The sequence below is a fragment of the Roseibium sp. genome, from assembly GCF_050301095.1.
In the GTDB taxonomy this organism is placed as follows: domain Bacteria; phylum Pseudomonadota; class Alphaproteobacteria; order Rhizobiales; family Stappiaceae; genus Roseibium.
This window is the reverse complement of sequence record NZ_JBNKYW010000196.1, coordinates 1-26,726: the sequence shown is the minus strand read 5'-3', so window position 1 is coordinate 26,726 and position 26,726 is coordinate 1. Positions and strand designations below refer to the sequence as shown.

The following is a 26,726-nucleotide window of genomic DNA, read 5'->3' as shown; positions in this document are numbered from 1 at the left end:
CGGCCTTCGCGGATCGCCCAGACCACGAGAGACTGGCCCTTGCGCACGTCACCGGCGGCAAACACCTTGTCCATGCTGGTCTTGTAGTCGTCCGTGTTGGCCTTCACGTTGGTGCGGCCATCCAGCTCCAGCTTGTCGCCGGCCTGGGCAATGAACGTCTCGAGCAGCGGACCGGAGAAACCGATGGCGGCCAGCACGAGATCTGCTCGCAGGATGAACTCCGTTCCCTCGATCGGGCGGCGCTTTTCGTCCACACGGGCGCATTTCACGCCGGTCACCTTGCCGTCTTCGGACACGAGCGCCAGCGTTGCGGCGGAAAATTCCCGTTCAGCGCCTTCCGCCTGCGAGGAGGAAGTGCGGAACTTGGTCGGCCAGTACGGCCAGACGGTCAGCTTGTCTTCTTTCAGCGGCGGGATCGGCCGGATGTCGAGCTGGGTGACGGAAAGCGCGCCCTGGCGGAACGCGGTACCGACACAGTCCGAGGCGGTGTCGCCACCGCCGACCACGACGACATGCTTGCCGCCGGCCCAGATCGGGGCCTCGTCGCCCTCAGACTCGCCGCCGACGCGGCGGTTCTGCTGGACGAGGTAGGGCATTGCCCAGTGGCAACCTTCCAGGTCCATGCCGGAGATGCCCGGATCGCGCGGACGCTCGGCACCGGCACACAGGATCACCGCATCGTGGCGTTCGGCCAGTTCTTCCAGGTTGACGGTCACACCTACGTTGACGCCATAGTGGAACGTCACGCCTTCGGCCTCGAGCTGGTCTACCCGGCGGTCGATGTAATGCTTTTCCATCTTGAAGTCCGGAATGCCGTAGCGCAGCAGGCCGCCGGCTTTCGGCTCCCGTTCGTAGACATGCACCGTATGGCCTGCCCGCGCGAGCTGCTGGGCAGCGGCCAGGCCGGCAGGTCCGGAGCCTATGATGGCGACTGCCTTGCCGGTCTTGGTGGAGGCAGGTTCGGGAACGATCCAGCCCTGCTCCCAGCCCTTGTCGACGATCGCCTGTTCAACGCTTTTGATGTTGACCGGAATGTCTTCCAGGTTGAGCGTGCAAGCTTCCTCGCAGGGCGCCGGGCAGATCCGGCCGGTGAATTCGGGGAAGTTGTTGGTGGAATGCAGGTTCCGGAGCGCAATGTCCCAGTCGCCCTGATAGACCAGATCGTTCCAGTCGGGGATCTGGTTGTTGACCGGACACCCCTGGGGGCCGTGGCAGAACGGAATGCCGCAATCCATGCAGCGCGCTGCCTGATTGGCAACGTCGTTTTCGTTCAGCGGAATGGTGAACTCGCGGAAATGGCGGATACGGTCAGAAGCAGGCTGATATTTTTGTTCCTGCCGGTCGATTTCCAGAAATCCGGTTACCTTACCCAAGGCGACCTCCTCAAACTCTATGCATCTTTTCAAGGTGGCTGCAATCGGCCGCCGGGGCGGCCGAGAGCCATGATGTCAATTGCCGGGTTATTCGGCGGCAACCATGCCGAGACGTTGCTCTTCCATTTCCGCAAGCGCACGCCGGTATTCGACCGGCATGACCTTGACGAACTTCGGCCGGTAGGTGGCCCAGTCCTCCAGGATCGCCTTCGCCTTGGTCGAGCCGGTGAGTTCCTTGTGCTTCTCCAGCATCTGGCGCAGGCGCTCGTCGTCGTGGCGGGTCATGTCGCAGGAAAGGTCCACACGGCCCTTGTGCTCGATGTCGCCGCCATGGTGGTGCAGCTTTTCCAGAAGGTCGTCTTCCTCGGTGACCGGCTCCAGTTCGACCATGGCCAGGTTGCAGCGGGAGCCGAAGGTTCCGTCCTCGTCGAGCACATAGGCGATACCTCCCGACATGCCCGCCGCGAAGTTCCGGCCCGTCTGGCCGATGACGACGACGACACCGCCGGTCATGTATTCGCAGCCGTGGTCACCGACACCTTCCACAACGGCGATGGCACCGGAGTTGCGGACCGCGAAGCGCTCACCGGCGACACCGCGGAAGTAGCATTCGCCCTCGGTCGCGCCGTAAAGCACGGTGTTACCGACGATAATGGAGTTTTCCGCGACGATGCGGGTGTTTTCCGGCGGGCGGACAATCAATTTGCCGCCGGAAAGGCCCTTGCCGACGTAGTCGTTGGCATCGCCCACGAGGTCGATCGTCACACCGCGCGCCACGAAGGCACCGAAGGCCTGGCCCGCCGTGCCCTTCAGGTTGATCTTCAGGGTGTCGGGCTTCTTGAGACCCTTGTTGCCGTAGCGCTTGGCGATCTCGCCGGACAGCATCGCGCCGACGGAACGGTCGACCGAGCAGATGGTCTCGTTGATGACCGTCGGTTCCTTGCTTTCCAGCGCGGGCCCTGCGGCCGCGATCAGGCGGCGGTCGAGAATGTCGACGATCGGGTGCTCCTGGCGGGCGGTCCAGCGTGTTTCCTCCGGGGCTGCTTCCGGCTGGAAGAAGATGCGGGAGAAATCGAGGCCCTTTGCCTTCCAGTGGTCGATGGCCGCTTCCTTGTCGAGGAAGTCCGACCGGCCGATCAGTTCGTCGAGCTTGGCGACACCGAGGGCGGCCATCAGCTCGCGCACTTCTTCGGCAACATAGAAGAAGTAGTTGATGACGTGCTCGGGCGTGCCCTTGAAGCGTTTGCGCAGAACCGGGTCCTGGGTGGCGATGCCGACCGGACAGGTGTTGAGGTGGCACTTGCGCATCATCAGGCAGCCCGCCGCGATCAACGGCGCGGTGGAGAAGCCGAATTCGTCCGCGCCGAGCAAGGCGCCGACAATGACGTCCCGGCCGGTGCGAAGACCGCCGTCCACCTGCAGGGCAATGCGCGAACGAAGGCCGTTCAGCACAAGGGTCTGCTGGGTTTCGGCCAGGCCGATCTCCCAGGGGCTGCCCGCATGCTTGATGGAAGTCAGCGGCGAAGCGCCCGTTCCGCCGTCATAGCCGGAAATGGTGATGTGGTCCGCGCGGGCCTTGGCAACGCCGGCCGCAACTGTGCCCACACCCACTTCCGACACCAGCTTGACCGAGATATCGGCGGCAGGATTGACGTTCTTCAGGTCGTAAATGAGCTGCGCCAGGTCCTCGATGGAATAGATATTGTGGTGCGGAGGCGGAGAGATGAGGCCGACACCCTGCGTGGAGTGACGCACCTTTGCGATCACCGCATCGACCTTGTGCCCCGGAAGCTGACCGCCTTCTCCGGGCTTTGCGCCCTGGGCGACCTTGATCTGGATCATGTCGGAGTTGACCAGATATTCCGTGGTCACGCCGAACCGGCCCGAGGCCACCTGCTTGATGGCTGACCGCTGCGGGTTCATGTCGCCGTTGGGCAGCGGATTGAACCGCTCCGGTTCTTCGCCGCCTTCGCCGGTGTTCGACTTGCCGCCGATCTTGTTCATCGCAACGGCGAGCGTCGTATGGGCCTCGCGCGAGATGGAGCCGAAGGACATGGCGCCGGTAACGAACCGCTTGACGATGTCTTCCGCCGATTCCACTTCGGAAATGTCGATGGAGGTCCGGCCGAGTTCATCGGCACTCTTGATGCGGAAGAGACCCCGGATCGCATAGCGGCCGCTGCCCTCGTTCACCTGCTTGGCGAACTCGCGGTACATCTCCGGAAGATTGGAGCGGACCGCATGCTGCAACGTTGCGACCGAATCGGGCGTCCACATGTGGCTTTCGCCACGGGTGCGGTAGGCATATTCACCACCGACCTCGAGAGACCGGCTCAGGATTGCTACGTCGCCGAAGGCTTCCGCGTGCCGCAAAACGGTTTCCTCGGCAACCTCGTCGAGTCCGATGCCCTCGATCATGGTGGCCGTGCCGAAGAAATACTTCTTCACGAAATCGGACGACAGTCCGACCGCGTCGAAGATCTGCGCGCCGCAATAGGACTGGTAGGTCGAGATGCCCATTTTGGACATGACCTTCAGGATGCCCTTGTCGATCGACTTGATGTAGCGATAGACGACCTCGTCCTGGTCCACCTCTTCCGGGAAGTCCATTTCCATGTGCATGGAAAGCAGGGTCTCGAAGGCGAGATAGGGGTTGATCGCTTCCGCGCCGTAGCCGGCCAGCACGCAGAAATGGTGTACTTCGCGGGCTTCACCGGTTTCCACCACCAGACCGACGGAGGTCCTCAGACCCTTGCGGATCAGGTGATGGTGCACAGCCGCGGTTGCCAGCAGGGCCGGGATCGCGATCCGGGACCGGCTGATCAGGCGGTCGGACAGAATGATGATGTTGTAACCGTCGCGGACGGCCTTCTCGGCGCGCTCGCACAGTTCCGAAACCGCGCCTTCCATACCGGCGGCGCCCTTTTCGGCATTGTAGGTGATGTCCAGCGTCTTGGCCGAGAACTGGTTGTCCGCGATATCGCCAATGGCGCGGATCTTTTCCAGGTCCTCGTTGGTCAGGATCGGTTGGCGCACTTCCAGACGCTTGGAGGTCGACAGGCCCTCAAGGTCGAAGATGTTCGGACGCGGTCCGATGAAGGAGACCAGGCTCATCACCAGCTCTTCGCGGATCGGGTCGATCGGCGGGTTGGTGACCTGCGCGAAATTCTGCTTGAAATAGGTGTAAAGCGGCTTCGACTTGTCGGAGAGCGCCGAAATCGGCGTGTCCGTTCCCATCGAGCCGATGGCTTCCTGACCGACGGTGGCCATGGGCGTCATCAGAAGCTTGATGTCTTCCTGGGTGTAGCCGAAGGCCTGCTGGCGGTCGAGCAGGCTTTCGCCGGCGACCGGTGCCCGCTGGCGCACGCCCGGCAGGTCTTCCAGGACGATCTGGGTCTTGTGCAGCCAGTCCTTGTAAGGGTTGGCCGTTGACAGCTGACGCTTGATCTCGTCGTCGGAAACGATGCGGCCCTCATCCATGTCGATCAGCAGCATCTTGCCCGGCTGCAGGCGCCATTTCTGAACGATGCGCTCCTCTTCCACCGGCAGCACGCCGACTTCGGAAGACATGATGACGAAGTCTTCGTCGGTAACGATGTAACGGGCCGGACGCAGGCCGTTGCGGTCCAGCGTCGCGCCGATCTGGCGGCCGTCTGTGAAGGCAACTGCGGCCGGGCCGTCCCACGGCTCCATCAGGGCCGCATGGTACTCGTAGAAGGCGCGGCGGTTGTCGTCCATCAGCGGGTTGCCGGCCCAGGCTTCCGGGATCAGCATCATGGCAGCATGGGCAAGCGAGTATCCGCCCATGACCAGGAATTCCAGGGCGTTGTCGAAGCAGGCCGTGTCCGACTGGCCTTCGTAGGAAATCGGCCAGAGTTTTGAAATGTCGTCGCCGAGCAGGGTCGAGGAAACCGACGCCTGGCGGGCGGCCATCCAGTTGACGTTCCCGCGCAGCGTGTTGATTTCACCGTTATGGGCCACCATCCGGTAGGGATGCGACAGGTCCCAGGACGGGAAGGTGTTGGTGGAAAAGCGCTGGTGCACCAGGGCCAGGGCCGAGGTGAAGCGCTCGTCCTTCAGGTCGGCGTAATAGGCACCGAGCTGGTAGGCAAGGAACATGCCCTTGTAAACGATGGTGCGGCTGGAAAGCGAAACGATATAAAAGCCTTTTTCGACCGCATCCGTTTCGGCGCGCACGGTGTTGGAAATCACCTTGCGCAGGACATAGAGACGGCGCTCAAAAGCGTCCTGGTCGTCGCCGTTGGCCTTGCGGATGAAGACCTGGCGGGAGACCGGCTCGGTTGCCGCGATGTCCGGTGACTTGGAAAGAGAGGCGTTGTCGACGGGAACGTCACGCCATCCGATCGGCTCCTGGCCTTCCGCCTTGATGACCCGTTCGACGATTTCTTCGCATTTTGCCCTGAGCTGTGCATCCTGCGGCATGAACAGAAAGCCGACGCCATAGTCACCGGCTTCGGGAAGCGGGGTGCCGGCCTTTTCCATTTCTTCAGCGAAGAAGGCATGCGGGATCTGCACCAGCATGCCCGCGCCATCGCCCATCAGCGGGTCCGCGCCAACAGCGCCGCGGTGGGTCAGGTTTTCCAGAACCTGCAGGCCGTCCGAGATGATCTTGTGGGACTTCTCGCCTTTCATGTGGGCGATGAAGCCGACACCGCAGGCATCGTGTTCGCGCGACGGATTGTAGAGCCCTTTGTCGGCGGCCGTGCTCAGTCGATCCGCAAGTGTGGTGGTGGCGGTGGTTTTCGTGTCCACGCCTCCGGCTTGCATGGCTGTGCTGGTCGTCAGCTCTATTTTCGTCATGTGCGCCCTCACTGTTAACCCCAGTGCCGCCTAGGTTTTAAAGCGTCCGGTTCCGTTCGGGTCGCATTCCATCAAGAATGCGGCTCGGTGAACCCTGGCTTGGCTGCCCCGGCTCTGTCGTTGTATTACCGCGCCGGCTTCCCAAAACAAGCCGCCGCATTGACGCAGCGGGTCCACCGCTGCCGGAACATTTTGTTCCGCTGTCCCGAAGATCCGCCCCGGACCTTCGAATGGTCAGCCTGTTTGTTGCTCCTGCTCCGGCAGCCTTGTCCGGTCAGTGTCACCGCAACAATTGGGACAGTATCCCTGTCCTATTTCAGGCGGCGCGAACATGACAGATTTCTTCCCCGGGAGCAAGAGTGTTTCTTGCCGCGCGCATTATAATTGTTCGCGCCGAAAGTGCCAATCGTCCGGAACGGTCGATTTGGAAAGGATTTATGTAAGATTCTTGCGTGTGTTAAACTTTGTGCAGGCGGGCCGCCGCTCAAGCTCGCAAATTGGTCACAGCCGTTTGATTTCCTATTTATCGGCAAAATGCGCAAGTACCAGATGTACCGCGCTGTTTAGGACAGGCGCCGGATCGATTCAGGATTTTCAAATTCGACGAGAGGAGTTCGAGATGAAGCAGAAGGCCATGACGTCAGCGATTGTTGCCGGTGCCGTTGCCGCCGCGGTTGCCGGTCTGTCTTCGACCGTGCCGGCGCAGGCGCAGGCGAAGGAAAAATGCTACGGGGTCTCCCTGAAAGGCAAGAACGACTGCAAGGCGGGTGCAGGCACGACCTGCGCCGGAACGTCAACCGTCGATTATCAGGGCAATGCCTGGACGCTGGTTCCCAAGGGCACTTGCGTCACCATGGAACTGCCGGGTGGCCGCAAGGGCTCCCTGACCGAACTCGAACGCGATCTGCCGGAAGCCTGACGCCGCTCCGGCACCGGCATGACGGGCATCGCCCGGTTGTTAATTCGGGCAGGCGGACAAACGGCCGCCTGCCGGATTTTCGCTTCTCCCAACAGGATAAAACCATGTTGTCCGAGATCTCCTCCCGACAGGATAAGCGCGTGGAAGCCGGTGTCCCGGCGCGTGCAGGGGCCGGTCTGAAACCGGAACACGTCGCGGACATCCTGGAAACCCGGCCGGAGATCGGCTTCTTCGAGGTCCATGCCGAAAACTACATGGGTGCGGGAGGACCGCCGCACCGCCAGCTTGAGGCAATCCGGCGCGACTATCCGCTGTCCCTTCATGGCGTCGGCCTTTCCATCGGCGGCGAAGGGCCTCTCGACAAGGACCATCTTCAGCGTCTGGCCGGACTGATCAGACGGTACGAGCCGGGCCTGTTCTCCGAACATCTGGCCTGGTCCACCCATGACACCACCTATTACAACGATCTTCTGCCGGTTCCTTACGACCGGGCAACCCTCGACCGGGTCTGCGACCATATCGACGAAGTGCAGCAAACGACCGGGCGGCAGATGCTGCTGGAAAATCCGTCGACCTATGTTGCCTTCGAGCAAAGCACCATGAGCGAGATCGAGTTCCTGAAGGAAATTACGCGGCGCACCGGCTGCGGACTTCTGCTCGACATCAACAACGTCTTTGTCTCCTCAACCAACCATCAGCGCTCCGCTGAAGCGTATCTGGCGGAATTCCCTGTCGCCGAGGTCGGTGAAATCCATCTGGGCGGCCATGCACCCGACACCGACGACGCCGGGCGGCCGTTGCTGATCGACGCCCATGACAGGGAAGTCGATGCAGCCGTCTGGCAGCTTTATGAAACCACCGTTCAGGCGCACGGTCCGCTGCCGACCCTGATCGAGTGGGACAACGACATTCCGGCGTGGCCGGTCTTGCTGGCCGAAGCCCGGGCTGCGGATCGAGTCCTGGCGCGGAGCGTGCAGGCGCGCAGCCTGCAGGCGGGAATGCGATGACTGTCCCGAAGCGTCTTCCAGACCCGGGATTGCCGGACTTCGCGGCCGCCTTGCTCGATTCGGAGGCCGCGACACCGCCGGGTCTGGTCGGACCGGACGGCAAGCTCGCGCCGAAGCGGTTCAATGTCTATCGCAACAACGTCGTGGTCAGCCTTTGCGAAGCTCTGGAACAGACGTTCCCGGCGATTGTGAACCTGCTTGGCGAAGATTATTTCAAGGCGCTTGCACGGACCTTCGTGATCCGCCACCCGCCGGTCTCGCCGGTGCTGATCTGGTATGGCGCCGGCTTTGCCGATTTCATTGAATCCTTCCCGCCCCTGGAAGCCTATCCTTATCTGGCGGATGTGGCGCGGGTGGAATGGGTCTGGACGGAGGCCTATCACGCGGCGGATGCGCCCGCACTTGATCCCGCCTCCCTCGGGGCGGTGCCGCCCGACCGGGTGGGGGCGGTGACCTTCACCGGACATCCGGCCGCACGGGTGGTTGTCTCGCAGTGGCCGGTCTGGGACCTCATACGCGCCAACAGGTTTCCTACCCAAGAGGCCGCACCTGATATCGAACTGACGCACTCTCAGGACATTCTGGTCACACGGCCGGACCTGGAAGTCGGTCTTTATCTGCAAAGGCCGGGCGCGGCCCGGTTTCTGTCGGAGTTGTTCGAGGGAAAAAGCCTCGGTGAGGCCGCTGCGGCCGCGCAGGCGCATTGCGCGGAATTCGCCCTGGCCGATTGCCTGTCGGAGTGCCTTTCGAGTGGCGCTTTCACGGAAATGCAAGTAAACGGATAATATTCAACCCGCCACAACCACCAACCGTGTAGGGGGACTTTATGGGTGTTTTGATCGGATTTTTCGTCAGACTTTATTCGATGGTTTTCGGGGCTCTCGAACGGCTCACCGACGGCTGGTTTCTGGGGTTGGCTGCCCGTTTCATCTTTGCTTCTGTGCTGTTCCAGTTCTTCTGGAATTCCGCGCTCACGAAGATCGGCGGCAACATCATGAACATCTTTACGCCGACCGCCGGTGCCTATGCGCAGATGTTGCCCAAGCTGATGGAACAGGTCGGCTACGACACCAGCCAGATTGCCTTCTTCCCCTATGGTCTGATGGTACTTCTCGGCACCTGGGGCGAGTTTGTCCTGCCGGTTCTGGTTGTCCTTGGCCTATTCACGCGATTCGCCAGCTTGGGCATGATCGTCTTCATTATCGTCATGAGTTATGTCGACATCTACGGGCACGGCGTGGATGCGAAAACCATCGGCGCGCTGTTCGACGGCGAACCCTATGCGGTTATCTCCGACGACCGGCTCTTGTGGATCTTCGTGCTACTGGTTCCGGCGCTGAAAGGCCCGGGCGTGGTTTCGCTCGACTGGCTGCTCGGCCGCTACTACCGCAAGCGGGAAATGTACTACTGAGAAAATCATGTTGCCGGTTGTCGGGCGAGCTGATTAAACCGGAGCATGAACTTTGCAAGCGACAATTGGGCGGGTGCGGCTCCGGCGGTGATGTCGGCGCTCTCCCGCCATAATTCCGGGTTCTCGCCCGCCTATGGCACCGACCCGCTGACCGACAGCATTTCCCGAAAATTCAACGACATCTTCGAGCGCGAGGTTGCCGTCTTTTTCGTGGCGACCGGCACGGCCGCCAACGCGTTGTCTCTGGCCGCCCTTGCCAAGCCTGGCGGCGCCATTTTCTGCCATCGCGACAGCCACATTCATGTCGATGAATGCAATTGCCCGGAATTCATGACCAGCGGCAACAAGCTGGTCGGCATTTCCGGTTCCGACGGCAAATACACTCCGGATCAATTGCGCGAGGCCATGGCGGCGTTCCCGGATGGCGTCGTCCATCACGGCCAAGTAGCGTCCGTCTCCATCAGTCAGGCGACCGAAAGCGGCACCGTCTACACGCTTGATGAAATCGCCGCCATCAAGGAGGTGGCGCGGTCCCGGTCCGTGCCCTTGCACATGGACGGCGCCCGTTTCGCCAACGCGCTCGTAACGCTCGGCACCACGCCCGCCGAAATGACCTGGAAGGCCGGGGTCGACGTGTTGTCCTTCGGCGCGACCAAGAACGGCTGCTGGTGCGCGGAGGCGGCCGTCTTCTTCGATCCGGAAGCCGCGAAACAGTTTGAATACTTCCGCAAGCGCGGCGGTCACCTCTTCTCCAAGAGCCGTTTCGTGGCGGCCCAGTTCGACGGCTATTTCGAGGATGGCAGCTGGCTGGCAACCGCCGCTCACGCCAACGCCATGGCCTCGCAGCTCGCCGAAGGCATCCGGGCTCAGGGTGGGCGCACCGCCTGGGCGGTGGAAGCCAATGAACTCTTTCCGATCCTGAAGCGCAGCCAGTTCGAGGCCCTGGAGGCTGCCGGCGCCAAGCTTTACGAATGGCCGGCCAAGGGCCTTTCGGAAAACCTCGCGCCGAAGGATGACGAAGTCTGCCTGCGCATGGTCACGAGTTTCGCGACCACACAGGACGACGTGGATGCCTTCCTGAAGGTGCTTTCGGAGACGGCTTGAGGAAGGTTCTGCGATGCGGGAACGGTTGAAATGAGGGTGTCATCCCGGACAAGCGCAGCGCAGATCCGGGGCCCGCTCCAAATCAGCTTGCTGCATCCCAAAACCAAAAAGGCGCCTGGTTTCCCAGGCGCCCGGAAGCGTGTACCGCAGATGCGGGACCGGTTTAGTGAGCCGTGGATTCGATCTGCTTGGCCGTGCCGGAAGTGATCTCGATCTTGCGCGGTTTCATGGCTTCGGGAATTTCGCGGACAAGATCGACATGCAGCAAGCCGTTTTCCAGGCTGGCGCCTTCCACGCGCACATGCTCGGCGATCTGGAAGCGGCGCTCGAAGGTGCGCGACGCGATGCCGCGATAAAGGATCTCGCGGTCGCTGTCTTCTTCCGATTTTTCGCCCTTGATGGTCAGAACGTGTTCCTTGGCTTCCACGGAGAGCTCGTCATCGGTGAACCCGGCGACGGCCATCGTGATGCGGTAGGCATTTTCGCCAGTCCGTTCAATGTTGTAGGGCGGGTAGCTGGGCGTGTCGCCACTGGCGGAGTCCAGCATGGAGAAAAGCCGGTCGAACCCGACGGTGGACCGGTAAAGCGGAGAAAAGTCGAAGTGACGCATTTTGTCTGTCCTCTCTTTGAGCAACGGATACTTCACTGAATTTGCGCATCCCTGTCCCCCGTCATTGGCGGGACCGGATCGCGGTGCAGACCCGTCATCGGCGCCTGCATGAGAAAAGGTGGGAACTGGCGTTTTCCATTTCAAGGGGACCGGGCACGCCCATCGGCCCGGAAGCTGAACGCCACATGAACAGGGTCTTCCGGCAGGGTTCAAGTGGCTTGGGGCATCTTCTTCTCAACGTCAGCACAGCGCTGGCGGCGAAGACAGGAGATCCAAGATGTTTGCCAAGGTTTCGAAATTGTCCGCCCCGATCGCAGGCGCCATTCTTCTGGTGTCCGCAGGCTTTGTGTCCACGGCTTCCGCCGCCCCCCAGGCCGCCGGCCTTCAGTTCCAGGTTCCGGCATCCGAACTCGTGGTGAAAGTCGATCATCGCGGCCGCCGCGGCGGCTGGGACCGTCACGACCGGCGCGACTGGCGCCGACACACAATGGGCCCGCGCCAGATCCGCCGCTCCCTGCGCCACCGCGGCTTTCACCGGATCCGGATCATCGACCGGCGCGGCCCGATGTTCATCGTGAATGCCAAGGGTTGGAACGGAATTCCGATGCGTCTGGTGGTCGATTCCCGAACTGCTGATATCGTTCGCAGCCGCCCGCGGCATGGCGGCTGGGGTTGGCAGAACCGCTGGTAAGCGTTGGCACCAGCGCCCGCGATTTACCAAACTTTTCCGGGCCGGCTTCATCATGAGCCGGCCTGAAGTTTGTTGTGAGGCGGTGTCAAGACAGCTATCACAGGGACAGGTTGACGAGAATCGGATCGCCATGAGCCTGATCGACATTCCAGAAAATCCGGTCCCGGAAGGCGCGCAGTCCGGATTCATCGACACGCCGGACCGCGTCAGCATCCGCTACGCGCACTGGCCCGCCTCCACCGGTACCGAACGCCGTGGAACGGTCACGCTCCTGCATGGGCGCGCCGAATTCATCGAGAAGTATTTCGAGGTCATTCAGGATCTGCGCGCCCGTGGCTTTGCGGTGGTCACCTTCGACTGGCGCGGCCAGGGCGGATCGCAGCGACTGACGCGCAACCCCAAACGCGGGCATGTCTCCAACTTCCGGAAATTCCGGCTGGATCTCAGGACCGTCCTGAAGGAGGTCTCGCTGGCCACCTATCCGGGGCCGCATTTTGCTCTGGCCCATTCCACCGGGGCGCTCGTGCTTCTGTCAGACACGGAACGGCTCAGGACGATGCTGGACCGGGCGGTTTTGACCGCGCCTTTGCTGGGCCTTCCCACCGGCTCCTGGTCGCCGGGGCTGGTAGAGGTCTACCGCAAGGTGTTGCGGGTGTTGACCTTCGGCCTGTATGGCCAGCCTCCCCTGAAGGTCATCAAGGCGAGGTCTGCACCGCTGATCGAGCGGATCGGGTTTCCGGTCGCACGGATGGCTGCCCTGGCCGGGTTGGGACGGTTGACCATTCCCGGCGGTAACAGGGAGTTATTCGTGCCGTTCGACGGCAACCGGCAGACCACCGATCAGGCGCGTTTCGAACGCTTCAACAAGGTGCTGACAGCCGCTCCGGAACTGGGCATCGGCGCGCCGACCCTCGGCTGGCTGAACGCGGCCGCCCGTACCATGCTGGCGCTGCGTCGGCGGGACGCCGGCCCGAATGTGAAACTGCCCTGCCTTGTGCTTGCCGCCGGCGAGGACCGGATTGTTTCGACACCGGTGATCGAGGATTTCGTTTCCAGGACCAAGGCGGCCGCCTACGTGGAAATTGCAGGCGCCGCCCACGAGCTGATGATGGAGCGGGACATCTTCCGCGACCAGTTCTGGGCCGCTTTCGATGCCTTCGTTCCGGGACTGGAAGCCGAGCAGGAATTGAAGCGGGCCCGGATCTGACACTAACCGTCAGACGGCCGCCTTCGCCAGGTCCCTCAGGAGAAGATCGTGGAGGCGCGGATCGCCGGAGGCAAGGATCTGCCCGCCCTCTGCCGGAGAGCCGCCCGTCCAGGTCGTCACGACACCGCCCGCGCCTTCTATGATCGGCACCAGTGCAACGATGTCATAAGCCTGCAGGCCGGTTTCGATCACGGCATCGGCGTGCCCGGCTGCCACCATGCAATAGGCATAGCAATCAGTGCCGTAGCGCGACAATTGCACCGCCGCCTCGATCCGGTCGAAGGCGCTGCGCTCGGCAGGCGTGAACAGCGCCGGTGTGGTGGTGAAGATCGTCGCGTCCTTCAGGGCATTGCAGGACCGGGATTTCAGCGGCCGTGTTCCCAGGGGGCCGTGATACCACGCAGCCTTGCAATCGCCGGCGAAGCGTTCGCCGATATAGGGCTGAACCATCATGCCGAGGCTGGGTTTGCCGGCAGTGCGCAATCCGATCAAGGTGCCCCAGGTCGGCAGGCCGGTGATGAACGCGCGGGTGCCGTCGATCGGGTCGAGCACCCAGACATTGTCCGCATCCAGTTTCTCCGGCCCGTGTTCCTCACCCAGGATACCGTGATCCGGATAGGTTTCGTTGATCAGGGTGCGCATGGCTGTTTCGCCGTTCCGGTCGGCGATTGTCACAGGGTCGAAGCCGGTCTCGAACTTGTTGTCGACGGCAAAACCCTGACGGAAATGCGGCATGATGGCCTTGCTGGCCGCATCCGCAAGCGTCTCGAGGAAAGGAGCAAAGCCGTTGGAACTGAACTGGGGCGCTGACGTCATGGGTCCTCTCCGCCGCGCGAAGGCCGCGCAACTGTCAAAAGTCTTTCGGATTTGATGCCTGTATAGCCGGTTCTGCCAAAAATTGAATCTGCAAACCGTCAAAATTGCCCATTGTTTATTCAGGGGCGCGCGTGCCCGGGCTTGACGTTTGTGCGGTGCGATGCGATTTTATTGCGGTGCGGCATATTCTGTCGCGCCGCCCTTCTTGGGCGTTTCCTCCCTAGACTCGGGCCGCCTCGCAAGAGCGCAGCCTCTTTTTTTTTGGCAGGCAGGCTGGGGATTATTCGGCAGCGATGGAATCAGCCGGCAGCGCGGCATCGGGCATGGCCGTCAGCTCGCGGGCGAAATCCCGCAGGTTATGGAAAAGATCACTGAACCCGGCGGACGGTTCGTGGGTCGTCTCGTCCATATAGAGACCGCGGTTGATCTCGATCTGCAGGGCATGCAGTCCGCTGGCCGGCCGGCCGTAGTGCTCTGTGATGAAGCCGCCGGCATAGGGTTTGTTGCGTGAGACGCGGTAGCCCATGTTTTTCAGGACGCCGCAGGCAAACTCCGTCAGCTCGCTGCTGCAGCTCGTTCCGTATCGGTCACCCAGGATGAAGTCCGGACGGGTGTCGGTGGTCTGGCACTTCACACTGGACGGCATGGAATGACAGTCGATCAGGACTGCGTATCCGAAGGTTACGTGGGTCTGGGCCAGGAGCCGCCTGAGGGTGGAATGATAGGGCTTGTAGATTTCCTCCACCCGGCTGAGCGCCTCTTCGACCGGAAGCTTGTGCCGGTAGATCTCGTGGTTCTCGCTGACGATCCGCGCCACCGTGCCAAGGCCGCCCGCGACCCGGATCGAACGGATATTCGCGTAGGACGGCAGCCGGCCCTCGAACATCTTCGGATCGAGCTCGTAGGGCTCCCGGTTCACATCAAGATAGGCGCGCGGAAAATGCGCGCGCAGAAGCGGGGCGCCCAGGGGAACGACGTGGGAAAACAGGTCGTCCACATAAGCATCCTCGGACCGGCGGATCGAGGTTTCATCGAGACGGGAGGACGCAAGGAAGTCCTTGGAATACTGCCGGCCGGAATGGGGGGAATTGAAGACGAAGGGAATGCGCTGATCGGCGGGACACAATACGTCGAAAGCGGGCAAGCCGTTGAAGTCGGGCTCGTAAGGTGTCGCGAAGGAGGGCTGCTTATCGTCCGTCAAATGCAGTATCCCGTATGATGGTTCCCTATCGTGCCAAGGAATTCACACGCAGTCCACAGGCATATGTTCAAAAGCACAGGCGGGAATCGTGAACGGGGTGCCGCCGTGCGGTGCGCAGGGCTGCGCCGAAGGAGTGTGGAAAAGCCGGTTTGTGCGTTGCGCGATGCCTGCGGGCCCGCAGAGTTCATAGGGTCGGAGCAGGCATGCGTGTCAGCGGCGTAAACAACTGGTGCGGTCGGCCGGATCGGGAAAACCAATTCTCCCTATCATTCTGTGGAATTCGAGCTATAACCGGCAATAGGGAACACCAGATCAGCGAATGTTCAATCGTTGCCGGCTGAAACTCCGGTAGCTGATCGATTCCAAATTGTTCGAGTATCAAGTCTGCGTTCATCGGAAAGCGGGCATGATGCTCAAGCCGCCATAACAACAAGAGGACATTGGTCGCTTACGATGCCGCGAATCCTGCTTGCCGAAGACGACAACGACATGCGCCGCTTTCTGGCCAAGGCGCTGGAAAATGCCGGGCATGATGTCGTGTCGTTCGATAATGGAAAAAGCGCCTACGAAAGACTGCGCGAGGAACCGTTCTCTCTTCTGTTGACGGATATCGTGATGCCTGAGATGGACGGGATCGAACTTGCACGCCGGGCGACGGAGCTTGATCCGGACCTCAAGGTGATGTTCATCACCGGCTTCGCCGCCGTGGCCCTGAACCCGGAATCGGACGCACCGAAAGATGCCAAGGTGCTGTCAAAGCCGTTTCATCTCAAGGACCTGGTCCAGGAAGTGGAGCGGATGCTGGCTGCCTGAGGTAGTCATCAACAGGGAGTTTGAACCGGGCTCAGGAAATTTTGACGGTTCGGTGAAAAGGGGGTTGCACAGTTTGTCGATCCCCGCTATATCGCACTCCACCACGGCGCTGGGGCGCCGGACTACCGAGAAATTCGGGCGTGTAGCTCAGCGGGAGAGCACTTCGTTGACATCGAAGGGGTCACAGGTTCAATCCCTGTCACGCCCACCATTATTGCGCTGCTTGACGGGTTCGGGAGCGCAGGTTGATCTGAAGACTGGCGCATGAAGATGCAGCTTCTTCGGGGTAGGCCGAAAAGAATATGAGCGCCTTTGGCGCTCATTTGGTTTAAGGAAGCAGGACCCTTTCGGGGGACAGTGACATGAAGATTAAGAATTCGCTTAAAGCACTGATGACTCGCCACCGCGACAACCGCATGGTTCGCCGCAAAGGCCGCGTCTACATCATCAACAAGAAAAACCCGCGCTTCAAGGCTCGTCAGGGTTAATCTTGCTGCTGCGCACCGCGCCGCCGAAGATCTGAAAAACCGTTTCCGGAGAAGCGCTTGGGCGTTCGATTCCGGAAGCTTCGGGTTATCAGGCGCGGAGTTGCACGAAGATGTGTCAGTTTCCCGGATTGACCACCGCATTCAACGATCCATAATCGTTGGATGCGGATTTTTGTGTTTGCCATTCCTTTTTTCCTGACTGCGGCCCTGGCGGGCGCGCAGCCTGTTCCCGATCTCGGTCCGGAAACCGAACCGCCGTCGGCGGAGGATTTCAATCCTTTGCCGGAGGATCTGCCGGAAGAAGGCGGCCAGGTTGTTGTCGAAGAAGCCGATCCGCATGAGGAACAGTCCCGCCTGGACGAGCTCTATTCGGATCTTGCCAAGGCGGAGTCGCCCAAAGCGGCGGAAAAGATCGCTCGCAAAATCCAGATGATGTGGCTGGAGTCCGGCAGCGACACGGTGAATGTGCTGATGTCCCAGGCCGGCAAGGCCATTCAGGCCGATGACACGGCTCTTGCCCTGGACTTTCTGGACGTGGTGGTGACGCTGAAGCCCTCCTTCGCGGAGGGCTGGAACCGGCGGGCAACCGTCTTCTACATGCGGCAGGATTTCGCCAAGTCCCTGGTCGATATCGAACGCACGCTCGCGCTGGAACCGCGCCACTGGGGTGCGCTCTCGGGTCTCGCGATCATCCAGCGGCGGCTCGGGTTCGACAAAGAGGCGCTCGAGACCTTCAAGCAGGCGCTGAAGATCAATCCAAGTCTGGAAAACGCCTTCAAGGCGATCAAGGATCTGGAAAAGGACGCGGCCGGGGAGGCGGCGTAAGAGGGCTCTTGCTTGAGCTGCCGCTGCTGGTTGTTTCCCTCGACATTGTGCATTCCGGGCAAGAAAAAAGGCGGCCGGTCGGCCGCCTTCGTTCTTTCAACCGATTAGACCGTCAAATACCGCCCTGTCCGTCGCTGCCGACGAAGGCGATGCGCAGCATGTTGGTGGAGCCCGGTGTTCCGAAAGGCACGCCGGCCGTCACGATGATCCGCTGGCCCGGCTTGGCAAATTCCTCCGAGTGGGAGATCCGGCAGGCACGGTCGATCATGTCTTCCTCGTTGGCTGCGTCCTCGCTGACCACGCAGTGCAGGCCCCAGCCGAGCGACAGGCGGCGTGCCGTTGCCATGACCGGAGACAGCACGATCACCGGGCAGGACGGCCGTTCGCGCGACGCACGCAGGCCCGTTGCGCCGGAAGTGGTGTAGCAGACCACGGCAGCAAGGTTGAGCGTTTCCGCGATCTGGCGCGCGGCGGCGGAGATCGCGTCGGCGCCGGTGGCTTCCGGTTCGGTCCGCTGAGCGTAGATGATGTTGCGGAAGTTGCTGTCCTGCTCGACCTGATGGGCAATCTTGTCCATGGTCGAAACGGCTTCGACCGGGAACTTGCCGGCGGCCGATTCAGCCGACAGCATGACCGCGTCGGCGCCCTCGAACACCGCGGTTGCGACGTCGGAGACTTCCGCGCGGGTCGGCACCGGCGAGGTGATCATGGATTCCAGCATCTGGGTTGCGATCACCACCGGTTTGCCGGCGCGCCGACAGGCACGCGTGATGCGCTTCTGCAGACCAGGAACCTGTTCCAGAGGCATTTCCACGCCAAGGTCGCCACGGGCCACCATGATCGCGTCGGACAATTCGATGATCTCGTCCAGCCGGCCGATGGCCTGCGGCTTTTCGATCTTGGCCAGAACACCGGCGCGGCCACGGGTGATCTTGCGGACCTCGGCGAGGTCGTCCGGGCGCTGCACGAAGGAAAGCGCAACCCAGTCGACGTTCTGCTCGAGTGCCGCGATGATGTCCCTGTGGTCCTTCTCAGTCATCGCGCTGGTGGCGATTTCCGAATCGGGAACGCTGACGCCCTTGCGGTCGGACAGTTTGCCCCCGACGACGACTTCGGTCATGGCCTTGGTCTTGCTGGCCTCGACGACCTTGAGCTGGATCTTGCCGTCGTCCAGCAGAAGCCGGTGACCGGGTTCCAGAGCTTCGAGAATTTCGGGGTGGGGAAGATGGACGCGGTTGACGTCGCCGCCTGAAGTGTCCGCATCAAGTGTGAAGTTTGCGCCGTTCTCCAGCATGACCGGACCTTCGGCGAAGGTGCCGACACGCAGCTTCGGTCCCTGCAGGTCGGCCAGAATTCCAATCGGTCTGCCTAGTTTCTCCTCAACAGAACGGATGCGTTCGACAAGCATCTTCAGACGATCATGATCCGTATGGCTCATGTTGATGCGGAACACATCAGCACCAGCGCGATACAGTTCTTCAATGATGTCCAGTTCTGAGGAGGAGGGTCCGAGAGTTGCTAGAATCTTTACTCGCCGGTTTCGCCTCATCGCCCACCTGTTCCTTGTTGCACAGGCTCGGTCAGCTGGACCGTCCAACTGCTCTGCTCGCCCGTGTCTATTTCGAAAAAGCCTGTTCGTTCAAAGCCCCGGGCCACGCAGTCTTCGATGCCGCGAATGGTGAATTCCTTTTCCCGGGTGCACATGAACGCCCGGCCTCCCCATTCGCCCGATTGGTCGTAATCAACTGCGTAAATGTAGTAGTAGCGTGACACCAAAGAGCCGGGGACAAGCGTTTCGCAGGAATTCGAGGCAAGGTTCCACCATCCCTCGGTAACCCAGTCGGTCTTGTCCTTGTAGCCGATGGCCACGCCGACCTGACTTTCGGTCTTGTTGCAGAGCCTCAGGTCGGCTCTTGCTTCGCTACTGATTGCCGGGAAAAGCAGCAGGGTCAAAAGAGCGGCACAGATGGCGTTCAAGGGCGCGTTCATGCATGCCCGAAACCAGTTCTGGTACCGTTCCCCAACCTCAAACATATGCAGTCGTTCACTTTGCTGCTTGACAGACATTCGCTTTTTGCGTGGACAAGCGTGTCTTGTCAACGCCGTTAACGGAATCAGGAGTGCTTTCGCCCAACCTTGTCGCTTGAAATTTTCCGATTATTTCATCCGGAAGATCGGCCTCACTCCTATGTGGCCAGAAATGGGGCGGGAACATGGCCGTGGCGCAACTGCACTGATTTAGCCGTCGATAACCGCTCCGCGCCCCATGTCCGGTATTGATAAAAAAGCTGATATCCCAGCGGCAGGCAATTCGGTTGGAGCCAGCGCGGCGGATTTCGGGCCAGGCGCACTAAACTGCGTATTCAGACTTGGTTCCGGAGCCGGATTGCCGTAAACCTGTGCGCCGGCGCTTTCCAGCGCCCGGTGACTTTCCACGAAGAAAAAATGACAGAAACAGCACTTGCGGCCGGTGAGGCCTTCGAACCGACCGAATATATCTATGGCGACCTCAAGTCGGGCATCCTGCTCTTGTGCGATCACGCGCGCAACACGGTTCCGGCGCCCTATGGCGACCTCGGTGTGCCGCCGGAACAGTTCGAACGGCACATCGGATACGACATCGGTGCGCGGGCCGTCACGCTGGAACTGGCGCGGCGGCTGAATGCGCCTGCCTGCCTGTCGACCTTTTCCCGCCTGCTGATCGATCCGAACCGGGGCGAGGACGACCCGACGCTGGTCATGCGCCTGTCGGACGGCGCGGTCGTGCCGGGCAACGCCCGGGTGGATGCGCAAGAGCGGATGCATCGCATCAGGCAGTTTCACCAGCCCTATCACAACCTGATCGACGGCACGCTGGACCAGATGCTTGCAGCGGGCGCGCCGCCGGTGATTTTCTCGATTCACAGTTTTACCCCCGTCTGGCGGGGTGTGCCGCGGCCCTGGCATGTCACCGTGCTTTGGGACAGCGATCCGAGGGCGGTTACGCCGCTGCTGGCCGGCCTCCGGGGCCAGGAGGGGTTGATCGTCGGCGACAATGAGCCCTATGACGGGGCTCTCAAAAACGACACAATGTACAAGCACGCAACCAGCCGCGGCTTGGCGCACGCCTTGCTGGAGTTGCGTCAGGACCTGATCGCCGACGAGGCAGGCGCCCTGGACTGGGCGGACCGCCTGGAACCGGTCATGCGGGAAATCGCTGCCAGGCCGGAGTGCCGGCAGATCCGGCATTTCAAGTCACGTTGCGACTGAGACAGGCTGACGGCCGGGAGCGGCCTGAACGGTATTGAAGGCTGCCTCCGGCGGCCGCAGGACAAGGAGGCCATCGTATGGATGAGCAGACCAAAACCGAACTGGAAGCGGCCGTGTTCCGGCGGTTGGTGGAACATCTTCGCAACCGGACCGACGTGCAGAACATCGACATGATGAATCTGGCGGGCTTCTGCCGCAATTGCCTGTCCAACTGGTATCAGGACGCAGCGGTGGACAAGGGCCTCGACCTGGAAAAGGCCGCGGCACGGGAGATCGTCTACGGCATGCCCTATGAGGAGTGGAAGGCGAAGCATCAGAGCGAAGCCAGCGAAGAGCAGAAGGCAGCATTCGAAAAGAACCGGCCTCAGCACTAGGCCGCCCCCACGAATTCGCCGGACCTTGCTTGACGGCTTCCGTCGAGTCTGGCACGGCAGCTTCAACGACCGGGGTGACGGAGACCCGCTTCTTCCCGCCACTACGGTCACACACATATCAGATGAAACAGGAGAATTGCATTCATGTCCGATCCGGGTGGAGTGGCAGCCGACCAGCTGCGGGCCTTCGTTGAGCGTATCGAGCGTCTGGAAGAAGAAAAGAAGGTCATTTCGGATGACATCAAGGACGTCTACGCCGAAGCCAAGGGCAACGGCTACGACGTGAAGATCCTGCGCAAGGTTGTGTCTTTGCGCAAGAAGCAGCCGCATGAGCGTGAGGAAGAAGAGGCCGTTCTGGACCTTTACCTGCACGCCCTCGGCATGGCCGGCCCGGCAGGCCCCGAAAGCTGAGGTCAGGCAGAAACTGACGAAAGAAGAGCGGCTCCCGGGCCGCTCTTTTTGTTTCGACAGGTGAAGCGGATTACCGAGCGAAGCGTACCGGCAAAATCACCACGGCGGGGCCATCGAAACGGTCCGTACGCAAGCCGCCGTAAGGATTCGTGTCGAAGCTTGCCGAAACGAAGCGGTTGCCCGGCGTCATTACGTTCTTGAGGGCTCGCTGGTTGGGGTGGCTGAGCCAGGCAAACGCCCTGTGCCGTGTGGAACCGGCTCCCGAAAGCAGCGCCGGTTCGGATTTGTCCGGCAGGCTGGCAAACCCTGCCAGGGGGTCGATGATCTGGTCCCGGGGGATGCGCCCGGAAACGGAGGCCTGGGCACGTGTCGGCGCTTCGCTCGCGGACTTGCGGGCCTGCGCGGTGGCGGAGGGTTGCAGCGAGCGGCTCAGCGGCTGAGGTGCCGTTCCCGCGGATGCATAGGCAAGTGTCGTCTCGGGGCGCGGAGCGGGCATCGGAGACGGGATGGAAGTCCCTGTCGCCGCCGCGATGGCCGCCACTGCGTTGTCGGCAGGTGCGGTACCCGGAACGGGAACAGTCTCCTCCAGCCCCAGGTTGGCCGCTGCGACCCTGGCGGCTTCGCTCAGGCCTGCGTTGGGCTTTGCCGCAGGAGTGCGGGCAGCCTGGAACCTGGAATCGATTGCCTGGTTCGTCGGCGCAGGCTGCCCCGTTTCAAGCGCCACGCGCTGCGCGTCAAGCGTATTGGGGGCCGGGGCAGCGTTTGCAGCGGCAAAGGCAAGCTGTGTTCTTGCCTGTGGCTTCAGCTGCGGTGCGGCGCTGGCAACGGCAATCGGTTGATCGGAAACCGTGGGGGCTGCCGGTCCGGTGTCGAGAACCTTGCGCCCCGGGACCGGAGGATTGTCGATGACGGGAGAAACCGTGGCCGCTGCCGCCGTTGCCGTGTTGCTCACCGCGCCGGCGCGTCCGGATTGATCCTTGCGATCGTTTCCGGTGCCAAACAGGCTGGCAAGGAAGTTGCCACCTCCCGAAGGCTTGTCGTCGTTCGCCCGCACCGGGGTCGGTTTACCCGGATTTCTCAGGTCCTGGTTCCGCGTGCTGAGCGTGTTCCTGCTGCCGGAACTCTTGCTGGCGGTGACGATGGTGGGAGCAGGAGAACTGCTCTTGCCGGACTTGGCTTCTGCAAGGGCGATCTTGTAGCCGCCGAGCGGTTTGCCGTCCGAGGGGATATGCAGTGTCTTGCCGTTCGGAAAGACCTTGGCAAGTTCGGTGCGGCTCATGCGGGGCCAATGGCGGACCCTGCCGGTGTCCATATGCACGAAAGGCGAACCGGAGGTCGGATAGTAACCGACACCGCCGACCTGCTCGCGCAGGCCCGTGGCCCGCAGTTTGGCAAGATTGACGCCGGGAATGAAGAAGTCCATCGCCTTGCCGCGCGTGTGCTGGCTGTTTTTCGCCACACCGCGGGACCGCTTGCGCAGCATGTTGTTCGTTGCCGGCGAGCGGTAGCTGGACACTACGTGAATGGGTTTGCTCGCTCCGACCTTCTGGTAAACCGTCCATACGAGATCAAGGAGTTCCGGATCGATCTTGGTCGCTTCGTTGCGGCGCCAGTCACGCAGGAACTGGTTGGCCTGCCTGAGGCCTTGCGGCAGATAGCGACCGTTCTTCTTGAACGTGATCGTGACCCGTTCCTTGGTATGGGCGTTGAAGAGATTGAGCGACCGGGTTTCGGCCTGCGCGGCGGCGGTCAGGCAGACGGAGGCAACGGCCAGAATGCCGAGCGTTCCCGCAACGCGCTTCAGCCAACCGACGGCGTCGAAATCAATCAACCGTTTACGCAAAATCTGTCTCGCCGTTTTTGATGGCTTTACCCATCCCATGCTCCCCAGCAGAGATAAAGACTAGCCGCAGCAGGTTAAGAAGTTTTTACCCTAATTCCACTTGCGTGATAATCGTGGCAGAAATGCAACGGTGCAAGCGCAGACGGGCATTTTTCTTCTCTTAAGCGAAAAATCCGGAGTTTCGCCGCAGTCATGCGGCGGATACTCCGGATTTGCCATGATCTGCGTCAAGTCAGGCGGCGGCGTCGTTGCCGCTTTCCTCCAGCCCGTATTCCTTGAGTTTGCGGTAGAGCGTGGACCGGCCGATCCCCAGCCGTTTGGCCACCTCCGTCATACGCCCGGAATAGTGGTTGATCGCGGCGCGAATCAGGTCTTCCTCGATATCGGCAAGCTTGCGGACGTGCCCGTCCTTGTCCAGGTTGCGCATAAAGCCGAAGGGGGCGGCCTGCTCGAACCCCTGATGCGAGGGCAGATGCGAAGGCGGCGGCGCGGCAACCGGTGCGGCAGCCGCGTGAGCCGGAGGCATGGCGGCGGCCGGTTGCGCCGGGCTCAGGTGAGGATCCTGCGCGGCGCTCGCAGGAACGGAGGCCGGACCAGGTTCGTACGGCGCAGCGGCCGGGACCGCAGGTGCTTCGGTGGCGGCGGCAATCTGCGGGAAGTCGTTGGCGGTCAGTTCCGCTCCGTCGCACAGGACCACCGCCCGGAAGACGGCGTTTTCCAGTTGCCGGATGTTCCCGGGCCAATGGTAGGCCTGCAACATTGCCAGCGTGTCTGCGGTGACGCCTGCCACTTGCGGCTTGCCCTCCTCGGCGGCAAAGCGCGCCAGGAAGTGCCGCGTCAAGGCCGGAATGTCTTCCCGCCGGTCACGCAGCGGCGGAATCCAGATCGGAAACACGTTGAGACGGTAGTAGAGGTCTTCCCGGAACACCCCCTCCTTGACCTGATCGATCAGGCGGCGGTTGGTTGCCGAAATCAGGCGGAAATCAACCTTGACCGGGCGCCTGGCGCCGATCGGGTCGATTTCGTTTTCCTGGATGGCCCGAAGCAGCTTGACCTGGACGTCCTGCGGCAGTTCACCGACCTCATCAAGGAAAAGCGTGCCGCCATGGGCTTCCTGGAACTTGCCGATGTGCTTGTCGACGGCACCGGTAAAGGCGCCTTTTTCGTGACCGAACAGGATGGATTCGACAAGGTTTTCCGGAATGGCGCCGCAATTGACCGTCACCAGCGGCTTGGACTTGCGGTCGCTGGAACCCTGGATGGCGCTGGCGATCATTTCCTTGCCGACGCCGCTTTCCCCTTCGATCAGGATCGGAATATTCGAGGCGGCGGCGCGCTTGCCGAGATTGATCACCCGTTCCATCGCCGCCGAATGGGTGATGATGTCGGCAAAGGTCAGCGTTCCGGAAGCCTGTTTGCGGAACCGAGTGATTTCGCCTTCAAGCGCAGAGGTCTTGAGAAGGTTCCGGATCGAGACGTTGAGCCGTTCCGGAGCGACGGGTTTCACCACAAAGTCCTGAGCACCGGCGTTCATCACGCTGACAACGGTATCGATGCCGCCGTGGGCGGTCTGGACGATGACAGGGGTTGCGTTCTTGTCGCTGCGCAGCCGTTGCAAAACACCGAGACCGTCAAGCTCCGGCATGACCATGTCCAGAATGATCAGGTCGATCTCACCGGCTTCCGGACCGGTCATGATCTGGACCGCTTCGGCACCGTTTTCCGCGGTTTTCGACCGGTACCCGAATTTCTTGACGGCTTCCTGCAGGAGCCGGCGCTGGATCGGGTCGTCGTCGACAATGAGGATTTTACCGCTGAGTGCTTGCATGGGCCGTCTGGTTCCGGTGCGTTTGTCTCGTTTCGGGCCATTCTGTTCGCAATTGGGTAAATAAATCGTCCAAGCCGGGGCAAAAAAGTTTCATCTTTTCAATTGCGGCGCGGCACTGGCCCGGCCTACTAATTCTTCCAGTACCCGACTTCCCTTTGCCTTTTGAAGGCAACCGCCCACCGGAGAGAAACATGCCGACGATGCCGCGTCCTGTCTTTGCGCCTCAGTCAACCGCGTCCGCCGAACTCGGACACCTGCCGGAGTGGGATCTGACGGACCTTTATCCGGCGGTCGATGCACCGCAAGTGACGGCGGATCTGAAGGAAAGCCTTGAACGGGCACGAACCTTCGAGACGTCCTACCGGGGGCGGCTGGCGGAACTGGCGCGCGACAACGTGCCCGCGCTGGTCACCGCCATCCGGGCTTACGAGGATCTGGAAGACCTGATGGGCCGGCTGATTTCCTTCGCCGGGCTGGTCTATTCGGGCAACACCATCGATCCGGCATCGCAGAAATTCTATGGTGACGTGCAGGAGCAGATCACAACCGCCAGCACCCATCTGCTGTTTTTTGCTCTGGAGATGAACAAGATCGACGACGCTGTGATGGATGCGGCGCTCGAAGACGAGCATCTGGGCCACTACCGTCCCTGGATAGAGGACTTGCGCAAGGACAAGCCCTATCAGCTCGAGGACAGGGTGGAGCAGCTGTTCCACGAGAAATCGGTCACCGGCGCCGGGGCCTGGAACCGCCTCTTCGATGAGACGATGGCCTCGCTGTCCTTCGAGGTCGACGGCAAGGAACTGCCCATCGAACAGGTTCTCAACCTGCTTGTGGACCCGTCGCCCGAGACCCGCCGCAATGCCTCGCAGGCCCTGACAAAGACCTTCAAGGAGAACCTCAGGACCTTCACGCTCATCACCAACACGCTGGCCAAGGACAAGGAGATTTCCGACCGCTGGCGGAACTTCTCCGATATTGCCGACAGCCGGCACCTGGCCAACCGCGTCGAGCGCGAGGTGGTCGATGCCATGGTGAGTGCCGTCCGGGACGCCTATCCGCGCCTGTCGCACCGCTACTACAAGCTCAAGGCCAAATGGCTCGGTATGGACCAGCTCAACACCTGGGACCGCAACGCGCCGCTGCCGGACGCCGACACGCGGGTGATCCCCTGGGAGGAGGCGAAAAGTACGGTTCTGTCGGCCTATGACGCCTTTTCGCCCGACATGGCGGAAATCGCGGGCCGCTTTTTCGACAGGAACTGGATCGACGCCCCGGCCCGCTCCGGCAAGGCGCCGGGCGCCTTCGCCCATCCGACGGTGCCGAGCGCGCATCCTTACGTGCTCCTCAACTACCAGGGCAAGATTCGCGATGTCATGACGCTCGCCCATGAGCTGGGCCACGGTGTGCACCAGGTGCTGGCCGCACCCAACGGGCCTCTGATGGCGCCGACACCCCTGACGCTTGCCGAAACCGCCAGCGTCTTCGGCGAGATGCTGACTTTCAAGTCGCTGCTGGCAAAAGCGGGCGACCCGCAGACACGCAAGGTCATGCTGGCTTCCAAGGCGGAAGACATGATCAACACGGTGGTGCGGCAGATCGCCTTCTACACCTTCGAACGCAAGGTCCACTCCGAACGGCGCAACGGCGAGCTGACCGCCGACAGGATCGGCGAGCTGTGGCTTTCCGTCCAGGGAGAAAGCCTCGGGCCGGCGATCAGGCTGAGCGAGGGCTA

The 26,726-nt window shown here is 61.6% G+C and carries 23 protein-coding genes and 1 tRNA gene; 15 read left to right on the top strand and 9 right to left on the bottom strand.

The annotated features are described in order from the left end of the window. On the bottom strand, positions 1-1,373 hold a 1,373-nt coding region (locus ACQY7U_RS17900; protein ID WP_428647242.1), incomplete at its 3' end, for a glutamate synthase subunit beta. 87 nt (positions 1,374-1,460) lie between these two features. Next, positions 1,461-6,194: a glutamate synthase large subunit gene (gene gltB, locus ACQY7U_RS17895; protein ID WP_428647239.1), complete on the bottom strand. Its 4,734-nt coding sequence runs from the start codon at positions 6,192-6,194 to the stop codon at positions 1,461-1,463. A gap of 619 nt (positions 6,195-6,813) precedes the next feature. Here gltB and ACQY7U_RS17890 point away from each other — a divergent pair. The 5 genes from ACQY7U_RS17890 to ACQY7U_RS17870 all read left to right on the top strand — a co-directional run bounded on the left by ACQY7U_RS17890 (position 6,814) and on the right by ACQY7U_RS17870 (position 10,635). Then, on the top strand, positions 6,814-7,113 hold the full coding sequence (locus ACQY7U_RS17890) for a DUF2282 domain-containing protein (RefSeq protein WP_428647237.1): 300 nt from the start codon (positions 6,814-6,816) through the stop codon (positions 7,111-7,113). Positions 7,114-7,217: 104 nt separating this feature from the next. Further along, a complete protein-coding gene (locus tag ACQY7U_RS17885; protein ID WP_428647234.1) occupies positions 7,218-8,120 on the top strand; it encodes a DUF692 domain-containing protein in 903 nt (300 codons plus the stop codon). Then, the gene (locus tag ACQY7U_RS17880; RefSeq protein WP_428647232.1) at positions 8,117-8,905 is read left to right on the top strand and encodes a DNA-binding domain-containing protein; all 789 of its coding nucleotides are present in this window, start codon (positions 8,117-8,119) and stop codon (positions 8,903-8,905) included. Before ACQY7U_RS17885 ends, ACQY7U_RS17880 begins: the two co-directional genes overlap by 4 nt. A 41-nt stretch (positions 8,906-8,946) precedes the next feature. Next, positions 8,947-9,531 (top strand): DoxX family membrane protein, encoded by a 585-nt coding sequence (locus ACQY7U_RS17875; RefSeq protein ID WP_428647229.1) that lies wholly within the window; start codon positions 8,947-8,949, stop codon positions 9,529-9,531. Positions 9,532-9,576: 45 nt separating this feature from the next. Continuing rightward, positions 9,577-10,635, top strand: coding sequence for a threonine aldolase family protein (locus tag ACQY7U_RS17870; protein ID WP_428647227.1), 1,059 nt, complete (start codon positions 9,577-9,579; stop codon positions 10,633-10,635). 163 nt (positions 10,636-10,798) lie between these two features. Here ACQY7U_RS17870 and ACQY7U_RS17865 read toward each other — a convergent pair whose 3' ends face one another. Beyond that, on the bottom strand, positions 10,799-11,245 hold the full coding sequence (locus ACQY7U_RS17865; protein WP_428647225.1) for an Hsp20 family protein: 447 nt from the start codon (positions 11,243-11,245) through the stop codon (positions 10,799-10,801). Between the two features lie 277 nt (positions 11,246-11,522). Between ACQY7U_RS17865 and ACQY7U_RS17860 the strand changes: the two genes are divergently transcribed. Both ACQY7U_RS17860 and ACQY7U_RS17855 read left to right on the top strand, forming a co-directional pair. After that, positions 11,523-11,936: a hypothetical protein gene (locus tag ACQY7U_RS17860; protein ID WP_428647222.1), complete on the top strand. Its 414-nt coding sequence runs from the start codon at positions 11,523-11,525 to the stop codon at positions 11,934-11,936. 130 nt (positions 11,937-12,066) lie between these two features. Next, on the top strand, positions 12,067-13,143 hold the full coding sequence (locus ACQY7U_RS17855; protein ID WP_428647220.1) for an alpha/beta fold hydrolase: 1,077 nt from the start codon (positions 12,067-12,069) through the stop codon (positions 13,141-13,143). Positions 13,144-13,152: 9 nt separating this feature from the next. Here the strand turns inward: ACQY7U_RS17855 and hisN are convergent, their stop codons facing one another. Next, on the bottom strand, positions 13,153-13,959 hold the full coding sequence (hisN, locus tag ACQY7U_RS17850; RefSeq protein ID WP_428647217.1) for a histidinol-phosphatase: 807 nt from the start codon (positions 13,957-13,959) through the stop codon (positions 13,153-13,155). Positions 13,960-14,239: 280 nt separating this feature from the next. Next, on the bottom strand, positions 14,240-15,103 hold the full coding sequence (locus ACQY7U_RS17845; RefSeq protein WP_428647247.1) for an N-formylglutamate amidohydrolase: 864 nt from the start codon (positions 15,101-15,103) through the stop codon (positions 14,240-14,242). Positions 15,104-15,613: 510 nt separating this feature from the next. On the opposite strand from ACQY7U_RS17845, the gene cpdR reads away from it, so the two are divergent. The 4 genes from cpdR (at position 15,614) to ACQY7U_RS17825 (ending at position 17,286) form a co-directional block, all read left to right on the top strand. Then, positions 15,614-15,973 (top strand): cell cycle two-component system response regulator CpdR, encoded by a 360-nt coding sequence (gene cpdR / locus ACQY7U_RS17840; RefSeq protein ID WP_148582983.1) that lies wholly within the window; start codon positions 15,614-15,616, stop codon positions 15,971-15,973. A gap of 136 nt (positions 15,974-16,109) precedes the next feature. Further along, positions 16,110-16,184: transfer RNA gene (locus tag ACQY7U_RS17835), tRNA-Val, on the top strand. 151 nt (positions 16,185-16,335) lie between these two features. Beyond that, the gene (ykgO, locus tag ACQY7U_RS17830; RefSeq protein WP_006932207.1) at positions 16,336-16,461 is read left to right on the top strand and encodes a type B 50S ribosomal protein L36; all 126 of its coding nucleotides are present in this window, start codon (positions 16,336-16,338) and stop codon (positions 16,459-16,461) included. 174 nt (positions 16,462-16,635) lie between these two features. Further along, positions 16,636-17,286 carry a tetratricopeptide repeat protein gene (locus ACQY7U_RS17825; protein WP_428647214.1) on the top strand — a complete coding sequence of 217 codons (651 nt, stop codon included), beginning with the start codon at positions 16,636-16,638 and terminating at the stop codon, positions 17,284-17,286. Positions 17,287-17,398: 112 nt separating this feature from the next. On the opposite strand, the gene pyk is transcribed toward ACQY7U_RS17825, so the two are convergent. Both pyk and ACQY7U_RS17815 read right to left on the bottom strand, forming a co-directional pair. Then, entirely contained in the window at positions 17,399-18,835 is a 1,437-nt protein-coding gene (pyk, locus tag ACQY7U_RS17820) for a pyruvate kinase (RefSeq protein ID WP_428647212.1), read from the bottom strand. Further along, a complete protein-coding gene (locus ACQY7U_RS17815; RefSeq protein WP_428647210.1) occupies positions 18,832-19,353 on the bottom strand; it encodes a DUF1036 domain-containing protein in 522 nt (173 codons plus the stop codon). The genes pyk and ACQY7U_RS17815 overlap by 4 nt, the downstream gene beginning before the upstream one ends. Before the next feature lie 378 nt (positions 19,354-19,731). Between ACQY7U_RS17815 and ACQY7U_RS17810 the strand changes: the two genes are divergently transcribed. From ACQY7U_RS17810 to ACQY7U_RS17800, 3 genes are all read left to right on the top strand, one after another. Further along, complete coding sequence (locus ACQY7U_RS17810; RefSeq protein ID WP_428647207.1) at positions 19,732-20,535, top strand: N-formylglutamate amidohydrolase; 804 nt, start codon at positions 19,732-19,734, stop codon at positions 20,533-20,535. A 77-nt stretch (positions 20,536-20,612) separates the two neighbouring features. After that, positions 20,613-20,909, top strand: a complete 297-nt coding sequence (locus ACQY7U_RS17805) for a DUF1244 domain-containing protein (protein WP_428647204.1) — start codon at positions 20,613-20,615, stop codon at positions 20,907-20,909. Between the two features lie 144 nt (positions 20,910-21,053). Next, positions 21,054-21,320: a DUF2312 domain-containing protein gene (locus tag ACQY7U_RS17800; RefSeq protein WP_428647201.1), complete on the top strand. Its 267-nt coding sequence runs from the start codon at positions 21,054-21,056 to the stop codon at positions 21,318-21,320. A 70-nt stretch (positions 21,321-21,390) separates the two neighbouring features. Here the strand turns inward: ACQY7U_RS17800 and ACQY7U_RS17795 are convergent, their stop codons facing one another. Both ACQY7U_RS17795 and ACQY7U_RS17790 read right to left on the bottom strand, forming a co-directional pair. Then, a complete protein-coding gene (locus ACQY7U_RS17795; RefSeq protein WP_428647198.1) occupies positions 21,391-23,163 on the bottom strand; it encodes a DUF882 domain-containing protein in 1,773 nt (590 codons plus the stop codon). A gap of 232 nt (positions 23,164-23,395) precedes the next feature. After that, the gene (locus ACQY7U_RS17790) at positions 23,396-24,991 is read right to left on the bottom strand and encodes a sigma-54-dependent transcriptional regulator (protein ID WP_428647195.1); all 1,596 of its coding nucleotides are present in this window, start codon (positions 24,989-24,991) and stop codon (positions 23,396-23,398) included. A gap of 200 nt (positions 24,992-25,191) precedes the next feature. On the opposite strand from ACQY7U_RS17790, the gene ACQY7U_RS17785 reads away from it, so the two are divergent. Beyond that, the coding region (locus tag ACQY7U_RS17785) for a M3 family oligoendopeptidase (RefSeq protein ID WP_428647244.1) at positions 25,192-26,726 on the top strand (1,535 nt) is incomplete at its 3' end.

Excerpts from the sequence above, each read along its gene's own strand:
- ACQY7U_RS17865 (WP_428647225.1), bottom strand. The coding sequence starts at position 11,245 with ATGCGTCACTTCGACTTTTCTCCGCTTTACCGGTCCACCGTCGGGTTC.
- ACQY7U_RS17890 (WP_428647237.1), top strand. The coding sequence starts at position 6,814 with ATGAAGCAGAAGGCCATGACGTCAGCGATTGTTGCCGGTGCCGTTGCC.
- gltB (WP_428647239.1), bottom strand. The coding sequence starts at position 6,194 with ATGACGAAAATAGAGCTGACGACCAGCACAGCCATGCAAGCCGGAGGC.
- ACQY7U_RS17885 (WP_428647234.1), top strand. The coding sequence starts at position 7,218 with ATGTTGTCCGAGATCTCCTCCCGACAGGATAAGCGCGTGGAAGCCGGT.
- ACQY7U_RS17875 (WP_428647229.1), top strand. The coding sequence starts at position 8,947 with ATGGGTGTTTTGATCGGATTTTTCGTCAGACTTTATTCGATGGTTTTC.
- pyk (WP_428647212.1), bottom strand. The coding sequence starts at position 18,835 with ATGAGGCGAAACCGGCGAGTAAAGATTCTAGCAACTCTCGGACCCTCC.
- ACQY7U_RS17800 (WP_428647201.1), top strand. The coding sequence starts at position 21,054 with ATGTCCGATCCGGGTGGAGTGGCAGCCGACCAGCTGCGGGCCTTCGTT.
- ykgO (WP_006932207.1), top strand. The coding sequence starts at position 16,336 with ATGAAGATTAAGAATTCGCTTAAAGCACTGATGACTCGCCACCGCGAC.
- ACQY7U_RS17805 (WP_428647204.1), top strand. The coding sequence starts at position 20,613 with ATGGATGAGCAGACCAAAACCGAACTGGAAGCGGCCGTGTTCCGGCGG.
- ACQY7U_RS17810 (WP_428647207.1), top strand. The coding sequence starts at position 19,732 with ATGACAGAAACAGCACTTGCGGCCGGTGAGGCCTTCGAACCGACCGAA.
- ACQY7U_RS17870 (WP_428647227.1), top strand. The coding sequence starts at position 9,577 with ATGAACTTTGCAAGCGACAATTGGGCGGGTGCGGCTCCGGCGGTGATG.
- cpdR (WP_148582983.1), top strand. The coding sequence starts at position 15,614 with ATGCCGCGAATCCTGCTTGCCGAAGACGACAACGACATGCGCCGCTTT.
- ACQY7U_RS17815 (WP_428647210.1), bottom strand. The coding sequence starts at position 19,353 with ATGTCTGTCAAGCAGCAAAGTGAACGACTGCATATGTTTGAGGTTGGG.
- ACQY7U_RS17855 (WP_428647220.1), top strand. The coding sequence starts at position 12,067 with ATGAGCCTGATCGACATTCCAGAAAATCCGGTCCCGGAAGGCGCGCAG.
- ACQY7U_RS17860 (WP_428647222.1), top strand. The coding sequence starts at position 11,523 with ATGTTTGCCAAGGTTTCGAAATTGTCCGCCCCGATCGCAGGCGCCATT.
- hisN (WP_428647217.1), bottom strand. The coding sequence starts at position 13,959 with ATGACGTCAGCGCCCCAGTTCAGTTCCAACGGCTTTGCTCCTTTCCTC.
- ACQY7U_RS17790 (WP_428647195.1), bottom strand. The coding sequence starts at position 24,991 with ATGCAAGCACTCAGCGGTAAAATCCTCATTGTCGACGACGACCCGATC.
- ACQY7U_RS17880 (WP_428647232.1), top strand. The coding sequence starts at position 8,117 with ATGACTGTCCCGAAGCGTCTTCCAGACCCGGGATTGCCGGACTTCGCG.